Source organism: Tamlana sp. 2_MG-2023 (genome assembly GCF_030548465.1).
Classification (GTDB): Bacteria; Bacteroidota; Bacteroidia; order Flavobacteriales; family Flavobacteriaceae; genus Pseudotamlana.
In genome coordinates, this window is sequence record NZ_JAUOSF010000005.1 from 123,188 (window position 1) to 144,978 (window position 21,791).

A 21,791-nucleotide genomic window follows, 5' to 3' on the forward strand; every position below is an offset into this window, starting at 1 on the left:
AGAACAGTTATGAGAAAATTAAAAACTATGAGGTGTGGGTTTATACTTATGGTAACTATGGTTTTAATGGTGTCTTGTGTAAAAACAGATGATTACGAGGTACCTGATATTTTGGTGGATGAGCTAGAAATTCCTTCCGAAAATATTACAACATTTAAAACCATAAAATCATTATATGAGCAAGCTGTAAATGGTGGAAATTCAACAGTAGTTATTAAATCTGAAAACGATTTGTTTATTGAAGGCTACGTGGTGTCTTCCGATAAATCGGGAAATTTTTTTGAAGAACTCATTATTCAGAATAAAAAAGATGGCAGTGACCCAGATAACGATCCGAGATTGGGTTTCTGTGTGCTCGTTAATGTGAGTAGTTTGTCTGATACTTATCAATTCGGACAAAAAGTTTACGTGAAAATGAATGGTTTAACTATTGGGGAAACTAGCGGAACCATATGTATTGGAAAAGGAGACGCGGTAAAGGTGGAGCAAATTCAAGCTTCAGAATTTAAAGATATTATCCTAAGAAGTAATGAAGTTGTTACGATAACTCCTAAAGTAGTAAGCTTAGAAAATTTAACTCAAAAGGATCAAAACACGCTAATTCAATTGGAAACCATGCAACTTAATCGCTTTGAATTGGGAGCTACTTTTGCTAGTGAATCTTACGATGAATTTGATGGTTTTAGAGTTTTAGAAAGTTGCGATTCAGGAATTAGTATCATGATGCAAACCAGTACCTATTCCGATTTCAAATCCTTAGTCGTTCCGCAAGGTTCTGGTTCTGTTACGGGCGTTTATAGTCGTGATTATGGTGACGATTTTAATGTAATGGTGGTCAATAGTTCCTCTGATGTGGCTTTTGATAATCCGAATCGGTGCGACCCCATAGAGTTGGATTGCGGTCTTGCAGAAACTTTTGGTTTTGGAAATTTGCTAACTGAAGATTTCGAATCACAGAAAAATAATAAACCTATTGAAATTGAAGGTTGGACCAATTACATAGAAGCAGGCACACAGGCTTGGGAAGGCTATTCTTCAACATCGTCAAATGCCTCGTTAGGGCGTTCGGCTCGTTTTCAAAGTGCCAGTTCTGGCGATGATCGTAATATTGGTTGGCTTATAACACCTGCAATTAATTTGGATGGACAAGAAGGGGAAACACTTCGGTTTAAAACCTCCAATAGTTTAGCTGATAGTAGTTTTATGGAAGTGCTTTACAGTCTAAATTGGGATGGCACGGAAACTGGTGTTTCTCAAGCCACCTGGGGTGTGTTATCGGCAGCTTATGTGGTGAAGGATTCCGATTCGTTTGTGCCCTGGTTTAATTCGGGTTTAGTTGATTTGTCCTGTGAGACAGGTACCATGCATATTGCCTTTAAATATACTGGTGGCGGACAAGAATCTTTTGACGGGGTTTACGAATTGGATGATATTCGTATTGATTATGTGGAATAGTTTTTACCTTTGAAAACTTTTATACACAACCATGACCACATTCGATAACTTATTTTACCACTTTTTTCAATTTTATAAATCTAAGAAAAGTAAAAAGGCCAACGAGATTGCGACTTTTTATGTTTCCTTTTTACAAAGCAGTTTGTTGCTGCTCTTAGGAGTCTTTTTTGCTGGTTTTTTTAGACAAATGCACGTACAAACTATGTCTGCCACAAAAGCATGGGTGCTTTTCACTTTGGTTGTAATTTTCTTATATTTCAAAAATTGGATGTATTACGGTGGAAGAAAACGTAAAGTGCTTAACGTAAAAATGCTTAAAAACAAAAAACTTGAATATAATATCTGGGTGCTTTGGTTTGTGCCAGTGGTTATTTTAGGTTTAGCTTTTGTGTTGTCTAAGGCGATTTAGGAGATGTGTTCCTTTTATTATACATAATGTGGGATAAAAAGTCATGGCTCATTTTCAATTGAGTCATTTTTTATGTTTTTGGTACACTTGCAAGAGGCGAAAGATAAAATGGCCCCAATTAATAAACTTGTGAAACTCCCTCTAAAAAAAAGAGAAAGTACAAACCTCTGGAATTCAATGTTAATTAGGTAATTCGTCAAATCAACTAGATGAATTAAAAGCTGCTCCTAAAACTATTTCTAATCAGTAAAATATTGATTAATTCAACTTTTTTATAAGTGGTTAAGTGTGTGTAGGGCATATGTGAAAACATAATATTTGAGGTGAATTCATCCATAAAAACGAACAGATGAACAATTATAAAACCGATATTTTAAACAAAATATGCTACACCGAACTTGTTTATGGTCGAATTAATAAAAAATTGAATTTAGAACTTTCAAAACTGAAGATTGAAATGCTCATTTCAACAATTTTATTAGAAACAGAGGCGTCTGAATTTCATAAAAAAGGTAAGAACATTTATATAACAAACTACGAAAGAAATATTAGGCTAACGGTTAATTCTAATACCTTTAGAATAATTACAGCGGATAGATTGAACTAAAAAACGAACTGCTAACTAATGTTTTAGCTAATTCACGAAAGTTCTAGCTGGCTTTTACATATTTCTCCGTCCATTTATTTGTAAAGTGAGCAAATTATTGTTTTTGACTCAATTAAACTATTGGATCATTCTCGGTATTCTTTATTTTTTAAGGTATGTGAGATTTTAAATATATTGGATATTTCTAAAAATTAAAGAATAACGAGTTTGCTAGAGCGGATTCAAAATGGTTTATATCCTTGTGTTCGATAATCGCAATAATGAGAATACTTATAGTATAATTGGTATAAGAAGATTAGAGAGGTAAATACGTGCTTTAGTTTAATTTTAAACCAAAAAAATAAGGCATTTGATATGACGTCAAATACCTTGTTTTAGTAAGTTTTTAAGCGAAAATTTGGCTAAATAGCTTAAAATAATTATGAGCGTTTATCTTTTTATAAGGCTTACTCTTTTGATTTTAACACAGAGAATTATCCGCAATTAAACTCCTCATATAATTCATGTTTTTCAGATTTTTCATCTGAATATAAGAAATAGGCTAAAACTCTAAATATATAACCACCTTGATTATATGAGTTTTCATCTTGACCTGAATATTCTTCTGAATCTTCTAAATCACCTCCATGACTAAAGAAACATATTTTCGGTTCTTTTAATGAGTTTAAGTTTTCGGTGTCTATAACTGCACAATTTTGACCTAGATCACAAAATTCTAAAAAACGATCGGTAGTTTCTTCGTCCTCATCTTCTGTAAAAAGGTGGTACATATAAGAAGGATAATGCAATCGTTCTAAATCATCCTCTGTGTCAATAAGTAGTACCTCACTATGAAGTGATTCTATGACATCATTAGCATTAGCGCTTGTGGATGGTGCAAATATCGCTCGAACTATTTTTTGTTCTCCATTACTATTTTCAGTTTGTAATTCAATAGATAACGAGCCTTTATCCCATGTGGAATCCATAATTTCTTCTTCATTTTCTAAAATTCTATAAGAAACTATTTTTTCTAATATATGATTGAATGTTTCTTTGCATGCTTCGGTTAGAAGCCATGTTTTAAAATGATCTGTTAAATAGTTTATTTTTTGTGTACTTAATTTATTCATAGTGAAATTTTGTCTCGTATAAGGCGTTTTGTTAAATTTTTTTCCTTCAAAAGGTTGCTAAAATAATTGTTTTTTTCAAAAGAAAATATTCAGCTACAAAATATGGCGATAAATCTTAGGCTCTAATGTTTGTGATAATTAGAGATTGGCTAAGAATATTGAATGATTTTTTTAAAACCTTAGCTCTCCAACTGCTTATGTGAGCCATCACAATTAGGTTTTCGTTTCGATAAACCACAGGTACAATCATTCAAACCGTAGCCATCAAAAATACGTTGCATATTTTTTTCAATGCGAGTCGTTTTGGTTTTCGATAGTTTTGCTTTTGAAAAATGCAAAAGGTAACCACGTTGGCGTCCTGGTGTTAATGTTTCGAATGCTTCTTGAAAAGCAGTATTTTTCTTAAAAATTTGTTCTAATTCTGAAGGGGCTTCATAATCTGATGTTTTTTTCATCGCTACTTTTTGCCCTGATTTTTTAATAGCTTCTTTTAGATATTGCTTTATTATCGGTTCCAATTCTATAATTTCAGTTAAATCTGTAAATCGCATCTGTCTCGCCGTCTGCATGTTTTCAGTTTGCTGAATTAATAGTTTTTCAGAGTCATCTAATAAAACACCTTTAAAAAATGACATGCCACAGTAGCTGTCAAATTCATGAATAAGTACCACATTTTTTTCCTCGTGAGTATAACAGGGATGCTTCCACTTAAAGCCTTCTTCAAGCCCACAAGTCAAAATAATGTCTCGAAGAGTAGTTAATTCCTTTTTCCACTTTTTTTGATTATTTAAATACTCTTGAACTTCTTGAAGCATATGATAAAAGATGTTTGTTTATTCCTTCTTAAAAACTGCATAAACCGGAAAATGGTCGCTATAGCCGCCATTGTATTTTCTTCCAACGTAAGTTCTATAAGGCGTGCCTTTATATGGACCGCTAAAGGTTTTTAAGAAATCTTCATCAAAAATATTTGCGGTACTAAACTCTAACTCCTTGGTTGCGGCTTTAAAGAAATTTGTGGAAATTAAAATCTGATCAAATAAATCCCATTTGCGGTGGTAATAGGTCGAGCCGCGATTGTAAGAGCGTAATGTTTCCATGAGATTGAATAAGCTCGATGTTTTTACCAACTCTTGGATGCCTGGGTTGTTAGACCCTTCATTAAAATCACCCATCGCAATAATTTTAGCGGCTTCATTATTTAGCTTTAAAGTAGCGATGATTTCACTCACCTTAGCTGAAGTAATTAAACGTTTGGGCTCCGATTCTTTTTCCCCTTCACGTCTAGAAGGCCAATGGTTTACAATAACATGAATTTCTTCGCCATCTAAAAGACCGGTAACCAGCAAAATATCACGGGTATAATCTGGCGAACCATCATCATGCATGAGTTTAATACTAAAAGGTTCAGAATGTGTTACGGTAAATACATCTTGATCGTATAACAAAGCGACATCAATACCACGCTCGTCCGGCGAATTGTAATGTACATAATTGTAGTTTAGAGGTGCGAGGTGCTTCGATTTGAGTAAGTCGTTAAGGACCTTCTTATTTTCAATTTCTGCAACGCCAATAATCGCAGGGTTTTTACCTGTTTCTCGACGCCCAATGTTTGAGATGGCATAACTTAGTTTTCGAAGTTTGTTTTCATAACGTTTTTCAGTCCATCGCTTTGGTGAGGTAGGTAAAAAATCAACATCGTGAATATGTGTGTCTTGAATTAAATCGAATAAATTTTCAAGATTATAAAACCCCACGGTTTGCAATTCTGGTCTTACTGGAATATCGTCAAAAAGATTTGTCATAGAGTCAAAAATAAGGGTAAAATTTTAAAATATTGCCCATGTTAAATCTTAATCGCATGAATAAGCGTATCTTGTTAGTAACATGGTTGTTTACTAAAAGTTAGAACAATACTTTTTTAACGATAATGCTAGCAATTATGTAACTTTGTAGCATAGATTAATTATATGATTGAAAAGAAAGATGTTGCTTTAGAAAAAGCAGTTTTAATAGGAGTAGTTACCAAGGAACAAAATGAAGAGAAATCTAAAGAATATTTAGATGAATTGGAGTTTCTAACCTTTACAGCAGGCGGTTATGCTGTAAAACGATTCACTCAAAAAATGGATATGCCCAACCCAAAAACCTTTATTGGTACAGGGAAGATGGAAGATGTTCGTCAATACATTCAGGAGCATAATATCAGTACAGCCATTTTTGATGATGAGTTATCAGCTGCCCAAGAACGTAATATTAGTAAAATTCTTGAGGTTAAAGTTTTAGATCGAACGAATCTTATTCTTGATATTTTTGCCCAACGCGCGCAAACAAGTTACGCCAGAACTCAGGTGGAATTGGCCCAATGTGAATATTTGCTTCCTCGTTTAAGAGGGATGTGGACGCACCTTGAGCGTCAAAAAGGGGGTATTGGAATGCGCGGACCTGGTGAAACGGAAATTGAAACCGATAGACGTATTGTTCGAGATAAAATTGCTTTGCTAAAATCAAGAATAAAAACCATCGATAAACAAATGGCCATTCAACGCGGTAATCGTGGGAAAATGGTACGTGTGGCTTTAGTAGGATATACAAACGTGGGAAAATCTACGTTAATGAATGTGATTAGTAAAAGTGAAGTTTTTGCTGAAAACAAGCTATTCGCGACACTAGATACTACGGTTAGAAAAGTAGTGATTCAAAACTTGCCATTTTTGTTAAGTGATACCGTAGGTTTCATAAGAAAGTTGCCTACTCAGTTGGTTGATAGTTTTAAAAGTACTCTTGATGAAGTTCGAGAAGCCGATTTATTACTTCACGTGGTTGATATTTCACACCCTAATTTTGAAGAGCATATCGCTTCTGTTGAAAAAGTTTTAGGTGAAATAAAAAGTGGTGACAAACCTACAATCATGGTGTTTAACAAGATTGATGCCTATACGCAGGAACCTATTGATGATGACGATTTAGAAACCGAACGTACCGAACGCCATTATTCTCTAGAAGAATGGAAAAGCACTTGGATGAGTAAAGTAGGTGATAATGCCTTGTTTATTTCAGCATTAAATAAGCAAAATTTAGAAGACTTTAAAAAGCGTGTTTATGATGAAGTTCGTGAAATTCATGTCACGCGTTTTCCTTATAACGAATTTTTATATCCAGATTACGAAGCTGAAGACTAGCCTGTATATATGAACACGACTTGGATTAAAAAACTATGGAAAAATAAATGGATTAAGGGCGTCTTATTTCTAGGCGCCTTTGGTATTCTGTTTCTTATTGGCCTATACTTTAGTATTTATTTAGGTGCCTTCGGAAAGCTGCCTTCTACTCAAGATTTAAGTTCTATAATACAAGAAGAATCTACTGAAGTTCTAGATAAAGATGGTCTGTTAATAGGTAAATATTATATTTATGACAGGCAGCCATTGGAATATAAAGATTTCCCCGAGCATTTAATTGATGCCCTTGTCGCGACTGAAGATGTGCGTTTTTTTCAGCATGATGGTATTGATAACGTGAGCTTGTTACGCGTTTTTGTAAAAAGTATTTTACTTCAAGATAAATCATCAGGAGGAGGAAGTACAGTTACTTTACAATTGGCTAAAAACCTTTTTGGAAGAAAGGATTATTGGTTATTTGGCATTGTTGTAAACAAATTTAAAGAAAGTATCATTGCCAAGCGTCTTGAAGAAATTTACACTAAAGAAGAGATTTTAACACTCTATTTTAATACGGTTCCTTTTTCAGATAATACTTATGGTATTGAAAGTGCTTCGCAGAAATTTTTTAATAAATCGACAAAGGATTTAACGATTTCTGAATCTGCTATTTTAGTGGGATCCCTAAAAGCCAATACCTATTACAACCCGAGATTAAATTTAAAACGCAGTCAAGAACGTCGTGACGTGGTCTTATCGCAGATGGAGAAATATGGCTATTTGCCTAAGGATTCTTTAGAGGCGATTAGTCAAGAGGATGTCGTTCTAAATTACCGTTCTTTTAATCATGATATGGGCGTGGCGCCTTATTTTAGAGAACAGGTAAAAAAGGAATTAACGGCTATCTTAGATACGATTGTATCTCCAGATGGTGAGCCTTATGATCTTTATAAAGATGGATTGGTTGTTCATACCACTTTAGATTATAAAATGCAGGAATTGGCCGAAGAAGCCATGAAATCACACATGACGAAGTTACAGAAGGCTTTTGAAGATTCCTATGGGGATTCTGGTCCTTGGACTCAAGATAAACTTATAGATGCTGAAATAAAAAAGCTTCCAAAGTATAAGCAATATAAAGCACAGGGTTTAAGTGATGCCCAAATAAATGATTCGTTGGCGATAAAACGCGATGTCGAATTGTTTTCTTGGGAAGGAGATACCATTAGAAACATCAGCGTTAGAGATAGTATCAGTGAGTATTTGAAATTGTTAAATACAGGCATGTTGTCTGTTGATCCTAGCACTGGAGCAGTTCGAACCTATATCGGCGGCATTGATTACCGCGTATTTAAATACGATCATATCACACAAAGTGAACGTCAAGTGGGCTCAACCTTTAAACCTGTAGTGTATACTGCAGCGATTCAAAACGGTATGGATCCTTGTGCGTATTTTTCTTTAGCTAAAGTGACTTATACCAATTATGATAACTGGACGCCCGGTAATTCTGGAGGTGATGAAGTTGATCCTTATGAGAATTATTCCTTAGAAAAAGCCTTAAGCCATTCGGTGAATACCATCGCGGTTAAGGTGTTGAATAAGGTAGGCATTCCGAAGGTAGTAGAGCAAGCAAAAAAAATGGGCATTACAAAAGAATTGCCAGCAGAGCCCTCGTTAGCTTTGGGTGTTGCTCAAATAAATTTAAAGGAACTTACTGGAGCATATACCTCTTTTGTAAATGGAAACCACCCGGTAAAACCATATTACATTACTAAAATTGAAGATCGAAACGGGAATGTTATCGCTTCTTTTGAACCAGAAATAGCCAAAGATGAAGCCTTTAGTGATTATACGCGTCAAGTGATGCTAGAATTCATGCAAGCCACGGTTAATGAAGGAACGGCAAAACGTTTAAGATCTAGCTACGGTTTAAATAATGCTATGGCAGGTAAAACGGGAACGACTCAAGATAATAAAGACGGTTGGTTTGTGGGTATTACTCCTAAATTAGTAACTGTAACTTGGGTTGGAAATGATAACCACAGTATCGGATTTAAAACCACAGGTATGGGACAGGGTGCTAATTCTGCCTTGCCTATTTTTGCCGAGTTTTACCAAAAATTGAATGCAGATATATCCTTTAATGACATCACTAATGCTAAATTTGAAAGTCCGTCAGAACAAGTAATTTCAGATTTAAGCTGTGCGCCCGAAAAACGTGATTCATTTTTAAAACGCTTATTTAAAAGCAAGAATAAAAAGAAAAAATTCAAAGGAGAATAAAGGTATCCTAATGAACCTATTATTAAACAAAATGAGGCTGTACAAAAAGTAAAGTTTTCGTCAACCTGAACTTGATTCAGGTTCTCATAATGATTGGTTATCAATATGATGCGATTCTGAAATAAATTCAGAATGACGTACTTTAATACTTTTTGTACAGCCTCTTTTTTTGTTTATAATGACCTATGTAATAAATAGGCTGAGAATACTTTAAAAAGTAACATTTACCCCAAGACCAAATACTTCACGTACTTGAAAACCTTGAAAGGCATCATCATCATATACGGTTTGAAAGGTTAAATTTGTAGAAAGTACATCATTAATCTGCATAACGATATTCATCGTGTAATCGATATCTGTGTTTAAAGGTTTATGAAGGTAACTTGAATACAGGTTTAAAATGTTTTCCATAGATACATTTTCCATAATATTAAACTTGTAATAAGCTCTCACATTAAGACCAAATTCATACAATAGATTTTCCCCTGGAGGCACACCAAACGTTTCATAATCGTTACTTGATTCATAAAAAACATTGGCGCTATCGTCGTCATTAATTGTAAATATTTCATCGCTTATAAATGTGAATCTAGAAGTTAATGGTGCTATATTCACATTAAGGTTGTTGCTTTTCTTCCATAAAAAACCAGGTCCAAAACTCCAATATGCTGGTTTGAAAAAACCAGAAGTAGTATAGTTTTCATTATCACCCATAAAATCATCATTGTAATCATAACCATCGCTAAATTGCGTTTTAAAGTTCATAAAGAATGAAAAACTCCAGTATTTCTTGTTCATGGCTCTACCAACTACCGAGTTCAGTTCCAGGCGGTCATCTGTTTTTCGTCGGCCGTCATCTTCGGTAACATTAAGTCCATAACTAGCAAGAAGCTTTGTATCCCAGGACCAAGGTCCTTTATGGTAATTTAGATCATAATTTAAAGACAGGTTTGTAGCGAAATTGTTATCGCCTCCTGGTTGCCAGTTAGAAAAAGCCGATTGATTTATTAGTAAATTTATTTTTCCATCGGTAGTCCAACCTTCAGGAACGGGAATAGTGTCTTTAACTTTTGGTGCTTTTTGAGCATGCATGAATTGGATGCTAATCGCCAAAATGAATAGGGTTTGTATTAGTCTTTTCATAAGGTAAATTGTTTAAAAAAGGTAAAAAGATAAAAGCGCCTACCGAGGCGCTTTAATTGTTTAATATATAGGGTTTTAGTTAAAAAGCATAGCTTAAACCAAAAGTCCAGTAAGTTTGCAAGTCGTTATCAACATTATCAAACGTAGCGTTTGGATCTCCAAGCTCGTTGATTGCAAAGTTTAAAGCTTCTTGTTTGTTGTCTCTTAAACCAAATTCGAAACCTAAACCAATACCTTGCCATACTTCGTAAGCTAAACCATTCGTCCACGTCCAGTTAGATAAATCTGAACTCTTATAGGATTGGAACATAGAAAGGTTAGAATTAACTTTCAATTTCCCAAATGCTTTGGCATAGTTTGCTACAATTTTAGCACCTAAAGAAGAATCGAAAATTGTAGATTCATCACTAAATACAATATTGTAGTTTAAAGGGTGTACTACAACAACCAATTCACTAATAGGCGTCCACGTAATACCAATACCTAAATCAAGATATCCAGGATCGTTAAAGTTGTTTAGCAGCGTTGTTCTATACTCTCCTAAAGCAGAAGCGGCCAAGGTTTTCGTAATCTTATAACCATAAAGTGATGTTACTGTAAAAACATCAGTAGCTTGTCTGTAGTCGTCATCATCAGTTGGGTCATCTTTATCATCAAATTTCACCCAGCTTAAGTTAATGTTAGCTGTATTATACCAGAAATATTTTTCTCTGTTTAATTTAGCAAAAGGATTTGCGGTAATCGTGATATTTCCAGCAGAATTGTTAGGTGTACCTTGAGCATACCAGTTGCTGAATTCAGAAATATTAGCACCTATAGTACCAAAAGCACCATAATGCCAACCTGGGAATTTTTCAATTTGTTTTTTTAGATCGTCAACTTCCGATTGAAGCGCGCTAATAGAATCTTCTTTAGCCGATTTTAAAGCTTTTAATTCGTCTTTGGTTTGGGCATTAACAGAAATAACACCGATAAATAAAGCACAGATTAGTAGCGATTTTTTCATAGTTTTCAGTTTTAATAAATGGATTAATTTTTAAGTTTTCTTTAATTTATAAGATTGAGGATGATTTATTTCTTTTTGTATAAGGGCACAGACGAACACGCTTCGCCGTACATAATCGATTTTGCTACAAGTAATAATTTGTTAGCAAGCATGATGTATGCGTTTTGAGGTACTGGTTTATTTGAACAGCCTTTTATAATAATAGGTTTGTCTGTAAACTCATTAACATCTAAATCTTTGATGATGTCTTGATAAATAGCGGTTTCAAGGTTGTCCAGTGAACCAACTAAAGTTTTTGTCGCATAAGGCTCCAAGTTAACACTCAATAACATGTAAGCCCAACCTGGAATAATAGCGTCGCTACTACAGGTTAGTGCCACGTACTGATCTTGAAACTGACTCCAATCAAATTCAGCAACTTGATTTCTAAAGTCTTTCTCGCGAAGTACAAAACCTTCATATAACCAATCTTTTATATCAAATAATACACGATTTCCTTTTGGATAATAATCCTCAAGATTAACAGTGACTAATTTGCTATTGGCAACGCGATTTATAATTTCGTCTTTCAAAAAAATGTGGTTTTTAAGTGTTTGGTTTACGTCCTGTGACTGTTTTCTGAAAACTTAGTTTTACAGCATGCCCAATTCAAGTTTAGCTTCTTCACTCATTAATTCTTGAGTCCATGGCGGATCGAAAGTGATTTCAACTTCAGCGCCTTTTACTTCGTCAAGTGATTTCACTTTTTCTTCAACCTCTAAAGGTAAAGTTTCAGCAACAGGACAATTTGGTGTTGTTAAAGTCATTAAGATTTTAACATCGTTGTCTTCGTTTACAAAAACGTCGTAGATTAAACCTAATTCGTAAATATCTACAGGGATTTCTGGATCGAAAATGGTTTTTAATACGTTTACGATCTTTTCTCCTAATTCGGCAGTATCTATAGCTTCACTCATAATTATATAATTTATTTTTTAATTTCCGCGAAAGCGAAAACGGTATTAAATCCCTGTTTCCACAGGAATACGAAAACACATTATTTCATTTGTGTTTGGTAAGCAATAGCATACATTTTTAATTGCTTAACCATGCTTACTAAACCATTGGCGCGGGTTGGCGACAAATGTTCTTTAAGTCCGATTTGATCAATAAAATCAGTTTCGGCGTGGATGATATCCTTTGGTGGTTGATTTGAAAATGAACGTACTAAAATAGCAATAATACCTTTTGTTATAATGGCGTCGCTATCGGCAGTGAATATTAATTTACCATCTTCCATTTCGGCATGTACCCACACTTTACTTTGGCAACCTTTTATAATGTTATTATCCGTTTTATATTGGTCGTCGATAAGGGGTAAATCTTTCCCCAAATCAATCATATATTGGTAACGTTCTTCCCAATCTTCAAACATTGAGAATTCGTCTATTATTTCATTTTGGATTTCTTCAATACTCATAAATCTCAAATTTTAGGCAAAAATACAATAAGAAATGTTGCTATTCAATGTTTTCGGAGATTGATAGCAGTTCTTTAACTAAGGTTTCTAATTCTTTGGGCGGATTTCCATGATCGAAAGGCGGTGTTTCATACGTTTTTTCGTTGGAAGTAATTTTTAGTGTCGCTTTTGCAGCCCCATCGAAGGCGAAATCTTGACTTGGTGCCTTGATCGTGTTTAAATCCTTTAAGGGAATAGGTTCTAAAATAGATAATAGTTTTTTCCATTCTGAAGCTTCTAAAACTACCGGTGAACCTGGTTTTCCTCGTTTTTTAGACACAACAACCATATTTTCTATGACACTTATTTTTTGATAGGAACCTCGTGTTGTTGCGGTATATTCAAAAGTAATCATGGTTTCTGAAGGTACTTGTGAGGCTTCAGATTCTGCTAATGAATCACCTGATTTGGAAGGGTGCACTGTACCACAAGATTTCACAGTCATAAGGCAACACAGAAATAGGCTTATTAATTTCATGAACCAAGTTTGAAATAAAATTACGAAAAGTAATTTAAAATCAGTTTAAGACAACATCATCTTTGCCTTTTTAACACCTTCAAATAAAGTGTCAATTTCGGCTTTAGTGTTGTAAAAGGACAGTGAAGCACGTACAGTACCAGGTATCTTGTAATAATCCATGATAGGTTGGGCGCAATGGTGCCCTGTTCTTACGGCGATACCAAGTTTATCTAAAATAGTACCAACATCATACGGATGAATGCCTTCTAAATTAAAAGAAATCACAGATGTTTTATGTTCTGAAGTTCCGTAAATTTTAAGTCCGTCAATTTGTAAAAGTTTTTCGGTAGCGTACTCTAGAAGTTCATGTTCATAAGCTGCGATGGTGTCAAAACCAATGCCATTCATGTAATCTATGGCCGCTCCAAAAACGATACCTCCAGCAATGTTTGGTGTTCCTGCTTCGAATTTGTGTGGTAAATCGGCGTAAGTTGTTTTTTCAAAAGTGACTTCAGCAATCATTTCGCCACCACCTTGATAAGGCGGTAGTTTTTTTAACCATTCTTCTTTACCGTAAAGCATCCCAACACCTGTTGGTCCGCACATTTTATGGGCTGAAACCACATAAAAATCAACGTCTAGCTTTTGAACATCAGGTTTGATATGCGGACTCGATTGCGCGCCATCAATTAAAACGGCAGCACCAACTTCGTGTGCTTTTTCAATGATATATTCTATGGGATTAACCGTTCCTAAAGCGTTTGAAACGTGATTTACAAAAACAAGTTTGGTGTTTTCTGAAAGTAATTTATCGAATTCATCCATTACCAATTCCCCTTCTTGGTTCATTGGAATCACTTTTAATAGCGCACCAGAGCGTTCGCAAAGCATTTGCCAAGGCACAATATTAGAATGGTGTTCTAAGGCTGATACAATAATTTCGTCGCCTTTTTTAAGTAATGAGGAAAATCCGTTGGCTACAAGATTAATGCCGTGTGTCGTTCCTGAAGTGAAAATGATTTCATGTGAAAACTTGGCATTGAAATGTTCTTGTATTTTATAACGGGCTTGTTCGTATAAGTCGGTTGCTTCTTGACTTAAGGTGTGTACGCCACGGTGAATGTTGGCGTTAAAATTTGAGTAATAGTCTACCATAACATCAATAACCTGCTTAGGGGTTTGTGATGTGGCGGCATTATCAAAATACACTAAAGGTTTGCCATTTACTTTACGTGAAAGAATTGGAAAATCTTTTCTGATGTCTTCTACTTTGAACATGGCTGTAAGGCTTAGCCCCGATTGAGGCATTTGTTGAAGCTCCTCGCAGAGAGCGACTGCCGAAAGCGGGATATAGCTTCAAATAAAAATTTCAGTAAGGTTTAATAGAATCCCTCTTTCGAGGGAATTATTATTATAAATCGAACCCGATATTAACGCCTAATTTGTTAGCGATAATTTTAGTGATGCGTTGTTTTAATTCTGGAATTTTAACCGAGTTTAAAACGTTATTACTAAAGGCATACATTAAAAGGGCTTTGGCTTCTTTTTTAGGAATACCACGCGATTGCATGTAAAACATAGCACTTTCGTCTAACTGACCAATAGTACAACCATGAGAACATTTTACATCGTCTGCAAAAATTTCAAGTTGTGGCTTGGTGTTTATTGATGCTTTATCGCTTAACAAAATATTGTTGTTAGATTGGAAAGCGTTTGTTTTTTGAGCTTCTTTTTCTACGATAATTTTTCCGTTGAAAACACCAGTAGAACTATCTCCAAAAATACCCTTGTAATCTTGGTGACTTTCACAGTTTGGTTCAATATGGTGCACTAAAGTATTGTGATCTACATGTTGTTTATCACCTAGAATAGTAACACCCTTTAAGATAGAATCGATACGCTCGCCTTCTTGGAAGAAGTTGAGGTTGTTTCTAATTAGTTTTCCACCGAAAGAAAAAGTATGTACAGAGGCGATACTTTCACGCTGTTGTTTAATAAATGTATTATCTATTAATGAAGCGTTTTCGCTATCGTTTTGAATCTTGTAATAATCTACAATAGCACGTTTTTTAGTGAAAATTTCGGTCACACTATTCGTTAAAACAGGGTTAGTTGTTAAACTTTGGTGACGTTCGATAATTTGCACATGGCTATTTTCTTCTGCAACCACTAAATTACGTGGCTGAAGTAGGGTAGAAGCTTCAGTTCCTGTTGAAAAATTGATAAACTGAATCGGTTTATCTGCAATTTTGTTTTTAGGAATATGAATGTAAACACCTTCTTGTGAAAATGCTGTATTCAAAGAAGAAAGGCTGTCTGCAGTTGCGGCTTTATTGAAATGGTTTTCAATAATTAAACGGTATTTCGGACTCGTAAGTGCAGAAGACATTAAACATACATCAATACCATCATGTGTGGTTTGTGACAAATGCGAAGAATATTTTCCATCGATAAAAACAACATTATAAGTGTCGGTATCATGAATTAAATATTTTTTAACGTCTTTATAGTCTAAGGCATTTTCTTGTTTAGGGAAAACGCTATAATCTTCTTTTAATACTTTATTTAAAGAGGTATATTTCCAAGCTTCTTCCTTTTTAGTAGGAAAGCCTTTTTCTTCAAATACTTTTATAGCCTCAGATCTTACATTATGAACATGTGTGTCTACATCGACCCTGTTTTCAAATGCTAAAAATGATGATACTAATTTGTCTTTTAAATCCATTGGTTTCAGTTTTCAGTCGCAGTCTCAGTTTTCAGTAAATAAAAAACTAAGAAAAGACTGTTTACTATTTTTTTAAAATCTTGAGTAATCAGTTTTTAGTAAGCTACTGCAAACTGCGACTGAATACTGCCAACTAATTTTATGCGTTCGCTGCTTCTTCCTTAATCCAGTCGTAACCTCTTTCTTCAAGCTCGTGCGCTAATTCTTTTCCGCCAGATTTAACGATACGTCCGTTGTGTAAAACGTGTACAAAGTCAGGTACGATATAATCTAATAAACGTTGGTAGTGTGTTATTACTACAACAGCGTTGTCTTTGCTTTTTAATTTATTAACACCATTGGCAACGATACGAAGGGCATCAATATCTAATCCAGAATCGGTTTCATCAAGAATAGCCAATTTTGGTTCTAACATCGCCATTTGGAAAATCTCGTTACGTTTTTTCTCACCTCCAGAAAAACCTTCGTTTAAAGAACGTGATAAAAATTTACGATCGATTTCTAGTAATTCAGCTTTATCGCGGATAAGTTTAAGCATGTCTTTAGCAGGCATGTCTTCTAAACCTTTTGCTTTTCTAGATTCGTTAATGGCTGTTTTAATAAAGTTTGTAACAGACACACCAGGGATTTCAACTGGGTATTGGAACGATAAAAAGATGCCTTTATGGGCACGTTCTTCAGCAGCTAATTCTTCAATGTCTTCACCTTCAAAAAATATTTTACCATCCGTAACTTCATATTCTTCTTTTCCAGCGACAACTGAAGATAATGTACTTTTTCCAGAACCATTTGGTCCCATGATTGCATGAACTTCTCCTGGTTTCACTTCAAGGTTAATACCTTTTAAAATGTTCTTATCCTCAACACCTGCGTGTAAATTCTCAATTTTTAACATACTATTCGTTTCCTATTTTTACGATGTTGTTAGCGGCTTTAGAAGCAGGTTTTACTTTAAGTATTTCTACAATTTCAACCTTGTTCTCCCAAAGGATAACATCATCTTTTTGATCTGTAACTTTTCCTTTTATCTCTACTTGAACCATGTCTGTTGGTTCTTCTTTGATTTCGTCTGCTTGACTTACAAGCGCTTTAAGTTTTCCTGAATTTAATACGCCATAAATTTTGTCGTTAGATTGCAGGACACCGGCACCATCGAAATACACAAATTCACCCTTTATTGTGGTAAGTTCGTCTTCGCTATAAGTTGTTTCTTCCGTTTTCGATTCGCTTTTACAACTTATAAATGCTGTTAGAATTAATGTGATAAAAAATATTTTTTTCATTTTGAATGGGTTTTAACTTAAAACGACACTTTAACTAACTAAGTGCATTTTGGTTAAAAAATTTTATCCTACACTTCCTTCTAAACTTATTTCTAGTAATTTTTGAGCTTCCACAGCAAATTCCATTGGGAGTTTGTTTAAAACCTCTTTACTAAACCCATTTACAATTAAGGCAATGGCTTTTTCGGTATCGATACCACGTTGGTTACAATAGAAAATCTGGTCTTCACCAATTTTACTTGTTGTTGCTTCGTGTTCGATTTTAGCCGATTTATTTTTGGCTTCAATGTACGGGAAGGTATGTGCGCCACATTCGTTACCCATTAGTAAACTATCACATTGTGAAAAGTTTCGGGCATTTTCGGCACGCGATCCTATCTGTACTAAACCACGGTAACTGTTTTGTGATTTTCCTGCTGAAATACCTTTTGAAATAATGGTTGATTTGGTGTTTTTTCCCAAATGAATCATTTTAGTTCCAGTATCGGCTTGTTGGTAATTATTTGTCACGGCGATAGAGTAAAACTCACCAACCGAATTATCACCTTTTAAGATACAAGAAGGGTATTTCCATGTTACGGCAGAACCTGTTTCAACTTGAGTCCAAGAGATTTTAGCGTTTTTCTCGCATAAACCACGTTTGGTTACAAAGTTGTAAACCCCACCTTTTCCTTCAGCATTTCCTGGGAACCAGTTTTGTACTGTTGAATATTTTATTTCAGCATCGTCTAAAGCGATAAGCTCTACAACGGCTGCGTGTAATTGATTTTCATCACGACTTGGTGCTGTACAACCTTCAAGGTAGCTTACATAACTGCCTTCATCGGCAACCACTAAAGTTCTTTCAAATTGCCCTGTACCTGCTTGATTGATTCTGAAATAAGTAGATAGTTCCATTGGGCATTTTACGCCTTTAGGAATGTAACAAAAAGAGCCATCACTAAATACTGCTGAATTTAAAGCCGCATAAAAATTATCTTTTTGTGGTACTACGGTTCCTAAATATTTTCTAACTAATTCTGGATGCTCTTTAATCGCTTCAGAAATACTCATGAAAATAATACCTTTTTCACCAAGTGTTTTCTTGAATGTTGTGGCTACTGAAACCGAATCAACGACCACATCCATAGCCACACCAGCTAATTTCTTTTGCTCATCTAGTGAAATCCCTAGTTTGGTAAAAGTTTCCAGTAATTCTGGATCAACCTCATCGATACTATCGTATTTAGGTTTGCTATTAGGTGCAGAATAGTATGAAATGGCTTGAAAATCTGGTTTGGTGTAATGTACGTTTGCCCATTCTGGTTCAGTCATTTCTTGCCAAACTCTAAAAGCTTCAAGTCTCCAATCGGTCATCCATTGTGGTTCTTCTTTCTTTTTAGAAATGGCACGCACAATATCTTCATTCAAACCAACAGGAAAGGTGTCAGATTTTATATCGGTGTAAAACCCGTATTCGTATTCTTTGGTTTTTAGCTCTTCGCGTAAATCATCCTCGGTATACTTGCTCATATGCTATTTTAATGTTTTAAAGTGTCTATAAACTAGGTTTATCTTCTGCTTTAATTTTTTAAATTCTTGATTAATCTTTACTGTGAATTATAGCGAAAATGATTCGCCACAACCACAAGTTCGGTTGGCGTTAGGGTTATTAAATACAAACCCAGTTCCATTCAATCCACCCGAATATTCTAAGGTGGTGCCTATTAAGTATAAAAAGCTTTTTTTGTCTACAATGATTTTAATGTCATTGTCTTCAAAAACCTTATCGTCATCCTGTTGTGTTTTGTCAAATTTTAAATCGTACGACAAACCAGAACAACCACCGCTTTTTACGCCAACACGCACATAATCTTTCGAGGCATCATAACCATCATCGGTCATAAGCTCAATCACTTTCTTTTTAGCAGTTTCAGAAACTTTTATCATAGTTTTTATTAGATTTTATCATGTAATATTTTATTTCATACATGCCATCTTAAAATTCTTGAAATCAATCGGTTGAAAATATATTTTCTTTTTTATTTAGAAAGATTCCAAAAACAGAATGCAAATATACAATATAAGTCATGCATTACCATGTAACCTAACATTATATTAGTATATAGTTTTATAGATTTTTATTATTACTTGTTAATTGGGGAATTATTAATGAATTCTTAATCAGATTGCGGAAGTTCAAAATTTTTTTAAATCGAAGCTGTTGATTGTAAAATGGTTAAATGTTGCGTTTTTATTTCCGCGGAAGCGAAAACAGAAGTTGTTTTGGGATAATGGACTGAGAAACCAACTATTTGAGCTGTAAACATGATGTTTTTTAATAAAGGTAGTAAAAACGAAAATTGCTTCTTATTTTTGCAGCATGATAGAAGATAAAAACCCACAAAGAACACAGTTGAGTGATTTAGGTGAATTCGGATTAATAGATCACTTAACACAACATTTCAAGATTAAACAAAGCTCTACGTTGAAAGGTATTGGAGACGATGCCGCTGTTTTAGATTTTGGTAAAAAACGTGTTGTTGTGACTACAGATTTATTGGTTGAAGGGGTGCATTTTGATTTGAGTTATGTGCCGCTGAAGCATTTGGGTTACAAGTCGATTGTAGTGAATTTGTCTGATGTTTATGCCATGAATGCCGAAGCTACGCAGGTTACGGTTTCTATTGCGGTTTCGAATCGTTTTCCTCTAGAAGCATTAGAAGAAATTTATGCAGGAATTGAAACGGCAGCTAATGTTTACGGTATTGATGTTATTGGTGGTGATACGACATCATCAACAACTGGGTTGCTTATTTCTGTGACTGCAATTGGTACCGTTGATGCTGAAAAAGAAGTGTATAGAAATGGGGCGAAACCTAATGATTTGCTAGTAGTTTCTGGTGATGTTGGTGCTGCTTATATGGGATTACAAGTCTTGGAGCGTGAAAAGGAAGTGTATAAGGTAAATCCTAACAATCAACCAGATTTAGAGCCCTATACTTATATAATTGAAAGGCAGTTAAAACCTGAAGCGCGCAAAGATATTCCGCAATTATTAGCTGAATTGGATGTAAAGCCTACATCTATGATTGATATTAGCGATGGTTTATCTTCTGAAATCATTCACATTTGCAAACAAAGTGAGGTAGGTTGTGATCTGTACGAAGAAAAAATTCCGTTAGATCCTCAAGTGATTTCTACCTGTGAGGAGTTTGATATAGACAGTACAACTGTGGCATTAAATGGCGGAGAAGATTATGAATTATTATTCACAATTTCTCAAGATGATTACGCTAAAATTAAAGCAAATCCACATCTTACGGTTATAGGGCATATGAAGCAGGCTAGCGAAGGGTTACATTTAGTAACACGAGCTGACACGCGAATTCCTATTAAAGCGCAAGGTTGGAAAAATTTTAATGCCTAGGCAAAGTTGTTTGATGCAAGCCGTTATTTAAGGGAAGATGTTGGGCTTACTAAACGTGCTGATAGATTGAGCTGCTATTAATCGCTTTTTCTTTTAACCGTTCTGTTTTAGAGTTATAAACGCGTTCTAAAATGGCATTTATTTCTCTAAATGTTGGTGTTAGCTCGGTAAGATTACCATTGCTGTTTGTTGTTAATTCTTTCTTACAAGTTTTACAAGTATACTCTCTTACGTGAGAGGTTACATTTTTAGATACCTGATAATCATGACCGAAAAGCGTGCAATACATTTTCGGTATTAATGCGACTTTGTTAGATGTTGTTTTCATGGTTTTTTGGGTTGGGTTGCACTAAATGTAAAAATAAAACCAAATAAAACGACAAAGAGCGGTTATTTTTCGATGAAATGCATTATGCGGTGTAGTAATTCGCCTTCATTTTCGATAAAACTCATGTGTCCGTCAGGAAATTCAACAAATTTCACTTGTGAATTTTCAACTTCTTCTAAAAGAGCATCATAGTTTAAAACGGGGTCTTTTTTACCAGCGATCATCATTTTTTTAAAAGGCGTAAAGTGCAATAAAGCCTCGCGATTGTCTCTGATTTTCATGCCTTCTAATGCGGCTACAATACCCTGAAGTGGTGTTTGTTTGGCTTCATTGATGAGCTCTTTAATTTCATCTTTAAAAAGTTTCCGGTTTTTGGGGCGGAACAAATTAGTTATTGCTATTCTAATAAAAGTTTCGTGGCTTTTCTTTACAGCGGCAATCGTACGATCTCTGTTAATTTGTTTCTCTGTGGAATCAGAAGAAGCTGTTGAATTTAACAAGCAAAGTCCTTTTAGGTTGTCTGGATTGTTTTCCGCGAAAGCGAGTGCCACATAGCCGCCCATGGAATGTCCTATAAAAGTGGAACGTCTAATACGAAGTTGTTTAAGAACGGCCTCTACGACTTCGGCCATTTGTTCCATGGTGTGCACATAGCCAAGACAGCCCGTTTGTCCGTGACCCAATAAGTCAATGCAAATGACGCGGTGTTTTTTGGAGAGTTCGGGAGCGAGTCTTTTCCAAATTTTGGTGCTTTCTAAAAAGCCGTGAAGTAAAACTACGGCATGTCCTTTTCCTGAATCGGTGTAGTGAATGTTTGTACCTTTAAAATCTAAAATCATAACCTCAATTGTGTGGCAAAGATAAATGATAGGGCTTAGCTAATTGTAATCTTCAACTTCATTATTTTTA

General features: G+C 34.9%; 23 protein-coding genes. 6 read left to right on the plus strand and 17 right to left on the minus strand.

Annotated features, from left to right (window positions below; genetic code table 11):
• The first annotated feature begins 9 nt into the window (after positions 1–9).
• The 3 genes from Q4566_RS09980 to Q4566_RS09990 all read left to right on the plus strand — a co-directional run bounded on the left by Q4566_RS09980 (position 10) and on the right by Q4566_RS09990 (position 2,471).
• Entirely contained in the window at positions 10–1,455 is a 1,446-nt protein-coding gene (locus Q4566_RS09980; RefSeq protein WP_303420701.1) for a DUF5689 domain-containing protein, read from the plus strand.
• A 31-nt stretch (positions 1,456–1,486) separates the two neighbouring features.
• Complete coding sequence (locus tag Q4566_RS09985; protein WP_303420703.1) at positions 1,487–1,864, plus strand: hypothetical protein; 378 nt, start codon at positions 1,487–1,489, stop codon at positions 1,862–1,864.
• Between the two features lie 349 nt (positions 1,865–2,213).
• The gene (locus Q4566_RS09990; RefSeq protein WP_303420705.1) at positions 2,214–2,471 is read left to right on the plus strand and encodes a DUF3781 domain-containing protein; all 258 of its coding nucleotides are present in this window, start codon (positions 2,214–2,216) and stop codon (positions 2,469–2,471) included.
• A 473-nt stretch (positions 2,472–2,944) separates the two neighbouring features.
• Here the strand turns inward: Q4566_RS09990 and Q4566_RS09995 are convergent, their stop codons facing one another.
• From Q4566_RS09995 to Q4566_RS10005, 3 genes are all read right to left on the minus strand, one after another.
• Positions 2,945–3,583 (minus strand): hypothetical protein, encoded by a 639-nt coding sequence (locus Q4566_RS09995; protein WP_303420707.1) that lies wholly within the window; start codon positions 3,581–3,583, stop codon positions 2,945–2,947.
• 179 nt (positions 3,584–3,762) lie between these two features.
• Positions 3,763–4,398 (minus strand): DUF1801 domain-containing protein, encoded by a 636-nt coding sequence (locus Q4566_RS10000; protein ID WP_303420709.1) that lies wholly within the window; start codon positions 4,396–4,398, stop codon positions 3,763–3,765.
• 18 nt (positions 4,399–4,416) lie between these two features.
• Positions 4,417–5,388 (minus strand): endonuclease, encoded by a 972-nt coding sequence (locus Q4566_RS10005; RefSeq protein ID WP_303420711.1) that lies wholly within the window; start codon positions 5,386–5,388, stop codon positions 4,417–4,419.
• A gap of 165 nt (positions 5,389–5,553) precedes the next feature.
• Between Q4566_RS10005 and hflX the strand changes: the two genes are divergently transcribed.
• The gene (gene hflX, locus Q4566_RS10010) at positions 5,554–6,765 is read left to right on the plus strand and encodes a GTPase HflX (protein WP_303420714.1); all 1,212 of its coding nucleotides are present in this window, start codon (positions 5,554–5,556) and stop codon (positions 6,763–6,765) included.
• 9 nt (positions 6,766–6,774) lie between these two features.
• Positions 6,775–9,030 carry a transglycosylase domain-containing protein gene (locus tag Q4566_RS10015; protein ID WP_303420716.1) on the plus strand — a complete coding sequence of 752 codons (2,256 nt, stop codon included), beginning with the start codon at positions 6,775–6,777 and terminating at the stop codon, positions 9,028–9,030.
• 210 nt (positions 9,031–9,240) lie between these two features.
• Here the strand turns inward: Q4566_RS10015 and Q4566_RS10020 are convergent, their stop codons facing one another.
• From Q4566_RS10020 to Q4566_RS10075, 12 genes are all read right to left on the minus strand, one after another.
• Complete coding sequence (locus Q4566_RS10020; protein ID WP_303420718.1) at positions 9,241–10,173, minus strand: DUF3078 domain-containing protein; 933 nt, start codon at positions 10,171–10,173, stop codon at positions 9,241–9,243.
• A gap of 79 nt (positions 10,174–10,252) precedes the next feature.
• Positions 10,253–11,179 (minus strand): DUF3078 domain-containing protein, encoded by a 927-nt coding sequence (locus Q4566_RS10025; protein WP_303420720.1) that lies wholly within the window; start codon positions 11,177–11,179, stop codon positions 10,253–10,255.
• Between the two features lie 65 nt (positions 11,180–11,244).
• Positions 11,245–11,751, minus strand: coding sequence for a DUF2480 family protein (locus tag Q4566_RS10030; protein WP_303420722.1), 507 nt, complete (start codon positions 11,749–11,751; stop codon positions 11,245–11,247).
• Between the two features lie 60 nt (positions 11,752–11,811).
• A complete protein-coding gene (locus Q4566_RS10035; protein ID WP_303420723.1) occupies positions 11,812–12,135 on the minus strand; it encodes a DUF59 domain-containing protein in 324 nt (107 codons plus the stop codon).
• An 80-nt stretch (positions 12,136–12,215) separates the two neighbouring features.
• Positions 12,216–12,638 carry a SufE family protein gene (locus Q4566_RS10040; RefSeq protein WP_303420725.1) on the minus strand — a complete coding sequence of 141 codons (423 nt, stop codon included), beginning with the start codon at positions 12,636–12,638 and terminating at the stop codon, positions 12,216–12,218.
• Between the two features lie 40 nt (positions 12,639–12,678).
• The gene (locus Q4566_RS10045; protein ID WP_303420727.1) at positions 12,679–13,155 is read right to left on the minus strand and encodes a hypothetical protein; all 477 of its coding nucleotides are present in this window, start codon (positions 13,153–13,155) and stop codon (positions 12,679–12,681) included.
• Positions 13,156–13,200: 45 nt separating this feature from the next.
• On the minus strand, positions 13,201–14,415 hold the full coding sequence (locus tag Q4566_RS10050) for an aminotransferase class V-fold PLP-dependent enzyme (RefSeq protein ID WP_303420729.1): 1,215 nt from the start codon (positions 14,413–14,415) through the stop codon (positions 13,201–13,203).
• Positions 14,416–14,548: 133 nt separating this feature from the next.
• A complete protein-coding gene (gene sufD / locus Q4566_RS10055) occupies positions 14,549–15,862 on the minus strand; it encodes a Fe-S cluster assembly protein SufD (protein WP_303420731.1) in 1,314 nt (437 codons plus the stop codon).
• 139 nt (positions 15,863–16,001) lie between these two features.
• Positions 16,002–16,757 (minus strand): Fe-S cluster assembly ATPase SufC, encoded by a 756-nt coding sequence (gene sufC / locus Q4566_RS10060; protein WP_303420732.1) that lies wholly within the window; start codon positions 16,755–16,757, stop codon positions 16,002–16,004.
• A 1-nt stretch (position 16,758) separates the two neighbouring features.
• Positions 16,759–17,145, minus strand: a complete 387-nt coding sequence (locus Q4566_RS10065; protein ID WP_303420734.1) for a hypothetical protein — start codon at positions 17,143–17,145, stop codon at positions 16,759–16,761.
• A gap of 63 nt (positions 17,146–17,208) precedes the next feature.
• Positions 17,209–18,657, minus strand: a complete 1,449-nt coding sequence (gene sufB / locus Q4566_RS10070; RefSeq protein WP_303420736.1) for a Fe-S cluster assembly protein SufB — start codon at positions 18,655–18,657, stop codon at positions 17,209–17,211.
• 87 nt (positions 18,658–18,744) lie between these two features.
• Positions 18,745–19,074, minus strand: coding sequence for an iron-sulfur cluster assembly accessory protein (locus tag Q4566_RS10075; RefSeq protein WP_303420738.1), 330 nt, complete (start codon positions 19,072–19,074; stop codon positions 18,745–18,747).
• Between the two features lie 433 nt (positions 19,075–19,507).
• Between Q4566_RS10075 and thiL the strand changes: the two genes are divergently transcribed.
• Positions 19,508–20,554, plus strand: a complete 1,047-nt coding sequence (thiL, locus tag Q4566_RS10080) for a thiamine-phosphate kinase (RefSeq protein ID WP_303420741.1) — start codon at positions 19,508–19,510, stop codon at positions 20,552–20,554.
• A gap of 49 nt (positions 20,555–20,603) precedes the next feature.
• Here thiL and Q4566_RS10085 read toward each other — a convergent pair whose 3' ends face one another.
• Entirely contained in the window at positions 20,604–20,882 is a 279-nt protein-coding gene (locus tag Q4566_RS10085) for a hypothetical protein (protein WP_303420743.1), read from the minus strand.
• 62 nt (positions 20,883–20,944) lie between these two features.
• Positions 20,945–21,721: an alpha/beta fold hydrolase gene (locus Q4566_RS10090; RefSeq protein WP_303420745.1), complete on the minus strand. Its 777-nt coding sequence runs from the start codon at positions 21,719–21,721 to the stop codon at positions 20,945–20,947.
• Positions 21,722–21,791 lie beyond the last annotated feature (70 nt).

Bases quoted from the DNA above. Each gene is read 5' to 3' on its own strand.
- Q4566_RS09980 (WP_303420701.1), top strand. From the start codon at position 10: ATGAGAAAATTAAAAACTATGAGGTGTGGGTTTATACTTATGGTAACT.
- Q4566_RS09985 (WP_303420703.1), top strand. From the start codon at position 1,487: ATGACCACATTCGATAACTTATTTTACCACTTTTTTCAATTTTATAAA.
- Q4566_RS09990 (WP_303420705.1), top strand. From the start codon at position 2,214: ATGAACAATTATAAAACCGATATTTTAAACAAAATATGCTACACCGAA.
- Q4566_RS09995 (WP_303420707.1), bottom strand. From the start codon at position 3,583: ATGAATAAATTAAGTACACAAAAAATAAACTATTTAACAGATCATTTT.
- Q4566_RS10000 (WP_303420709.1), bottom strand. From the start codon at position 4,398: ATGCTTCAAGAAGTTCAAGAGTATTTAAATAATCAAAAAAAGTGGAAA.
- Q4566_RS10005 (WP_303420711.1), bottom strand. From the start codon at position 5,388: ATGACAAATCTTTTTGACGATATTCCAGTAAGACCAGAATTGCAAACC.
- hflX (WP_303420714.1), top strand. From the start codon at position 5,554: ATGATTGAAAAGAAAGATGTTGCTTTAGAAAAAGCAGTTTTAATAGGA.
- Q4566_RS10015 (WP_303420716.1), top strand. From the start codon at position 6,775: ATGAACACGACTTGGATTAAAAAACTATGGAAAAATAAATGGATTAAG.
- Q4566_RS10020 (WP_303420718.1), bottom strand. From the start codon at position 10,173: ATGAAAAGACTAATACAAACCCTATTCATTTTGGCGATTAGCATCCAA.
- Q4566_RS10025 (WP_303420720.1), bottom strand. From the start codon at position 11,179: ATGAAAAAATCGCTACTAATCTGTGCTTTATTTATCGGTGTTATTTCT.
- Q4566_RS10035 (WP_303420723.1), bottom strand. From the start codon at position 12,135: ATGAGTGAAGCTATAGATACTGCCGAATTAGGAGAAAAGATCGTAAAC.
- Q4566_RS10040 (WP_303420725.1), bottom strand. From the start codon at position 12,638: ATGAGTATTGAAGAAATCCAAAATGAAATAATAGACGAATTCTCAATG.
- Q4566_RS10045 (WP_303420727.1), bottom strand. From the start codon at position 13,155: ATGAAATTAATAAGCCTATTTCTGTGTTGCCTTATGACTGTGAAATCT.
- Q4566_RS10050 (WP_303420729.1), bottom strand. From the start codon at position 14,415: ATGTTCAAAGTAGAAGACATCAGAAAAGATTTTCCAATTCTTTCACGT.
- sufD (WP_303420731.1), bottom strand. From the start codon at position 15,862: ATGGATTTAAAAGACAAATTAGTATCATCATTTTTAGCATTTGAAAAC.
- sufC (WP_303420732.1), bottom strand. From the start codon at position 16,757: ATGTTAAAAATTGAGAATTTACACGCAGGTGTTGAGGATAAGAACATT.
- Q4566_RS10065 (WP_303420734.1), bottom strand. From the start codon at position 17,145: ATGAAAAAAATATTTTTTATCACATTAATTCTAACAGCATTTATAAGT.
- sufB (WP_303420736.1), bottom strand. From the start codon at position 18,657: ATGAGCAAGTATACCGAGGATGATTTACGCGAAGAGCTAAAAACCAAA.
- Q4566_RS10075 (WP_303420738.1), bottom strand. From the start codon at position 19,074: ATGATAAAAGTTTCTGAAACTGCTAAAAAGAAAGTGATTGAGCTTATG.
- thiL (WP_303420741.1), top strand. From the start codon at position 19,508: ATGATAGAAGATAAAAACCCACAAAGAACACAGTTGAGTGATTTAGGT.
- Q4566_RS10085 (WP_303420743.1), bottom strand. From the start codon at position 20,882: ATGAAAACAACATCTAACAAAGTCGCATTAATACCGAAAATGTATTGC.
- Q4566_RS10090 (WP_303420745.1), bottom strand. From the start codon at position 21,721: ATGATTTTAGATTTTAAAGGTACAAACATTCACTACACCGATTCAGGA.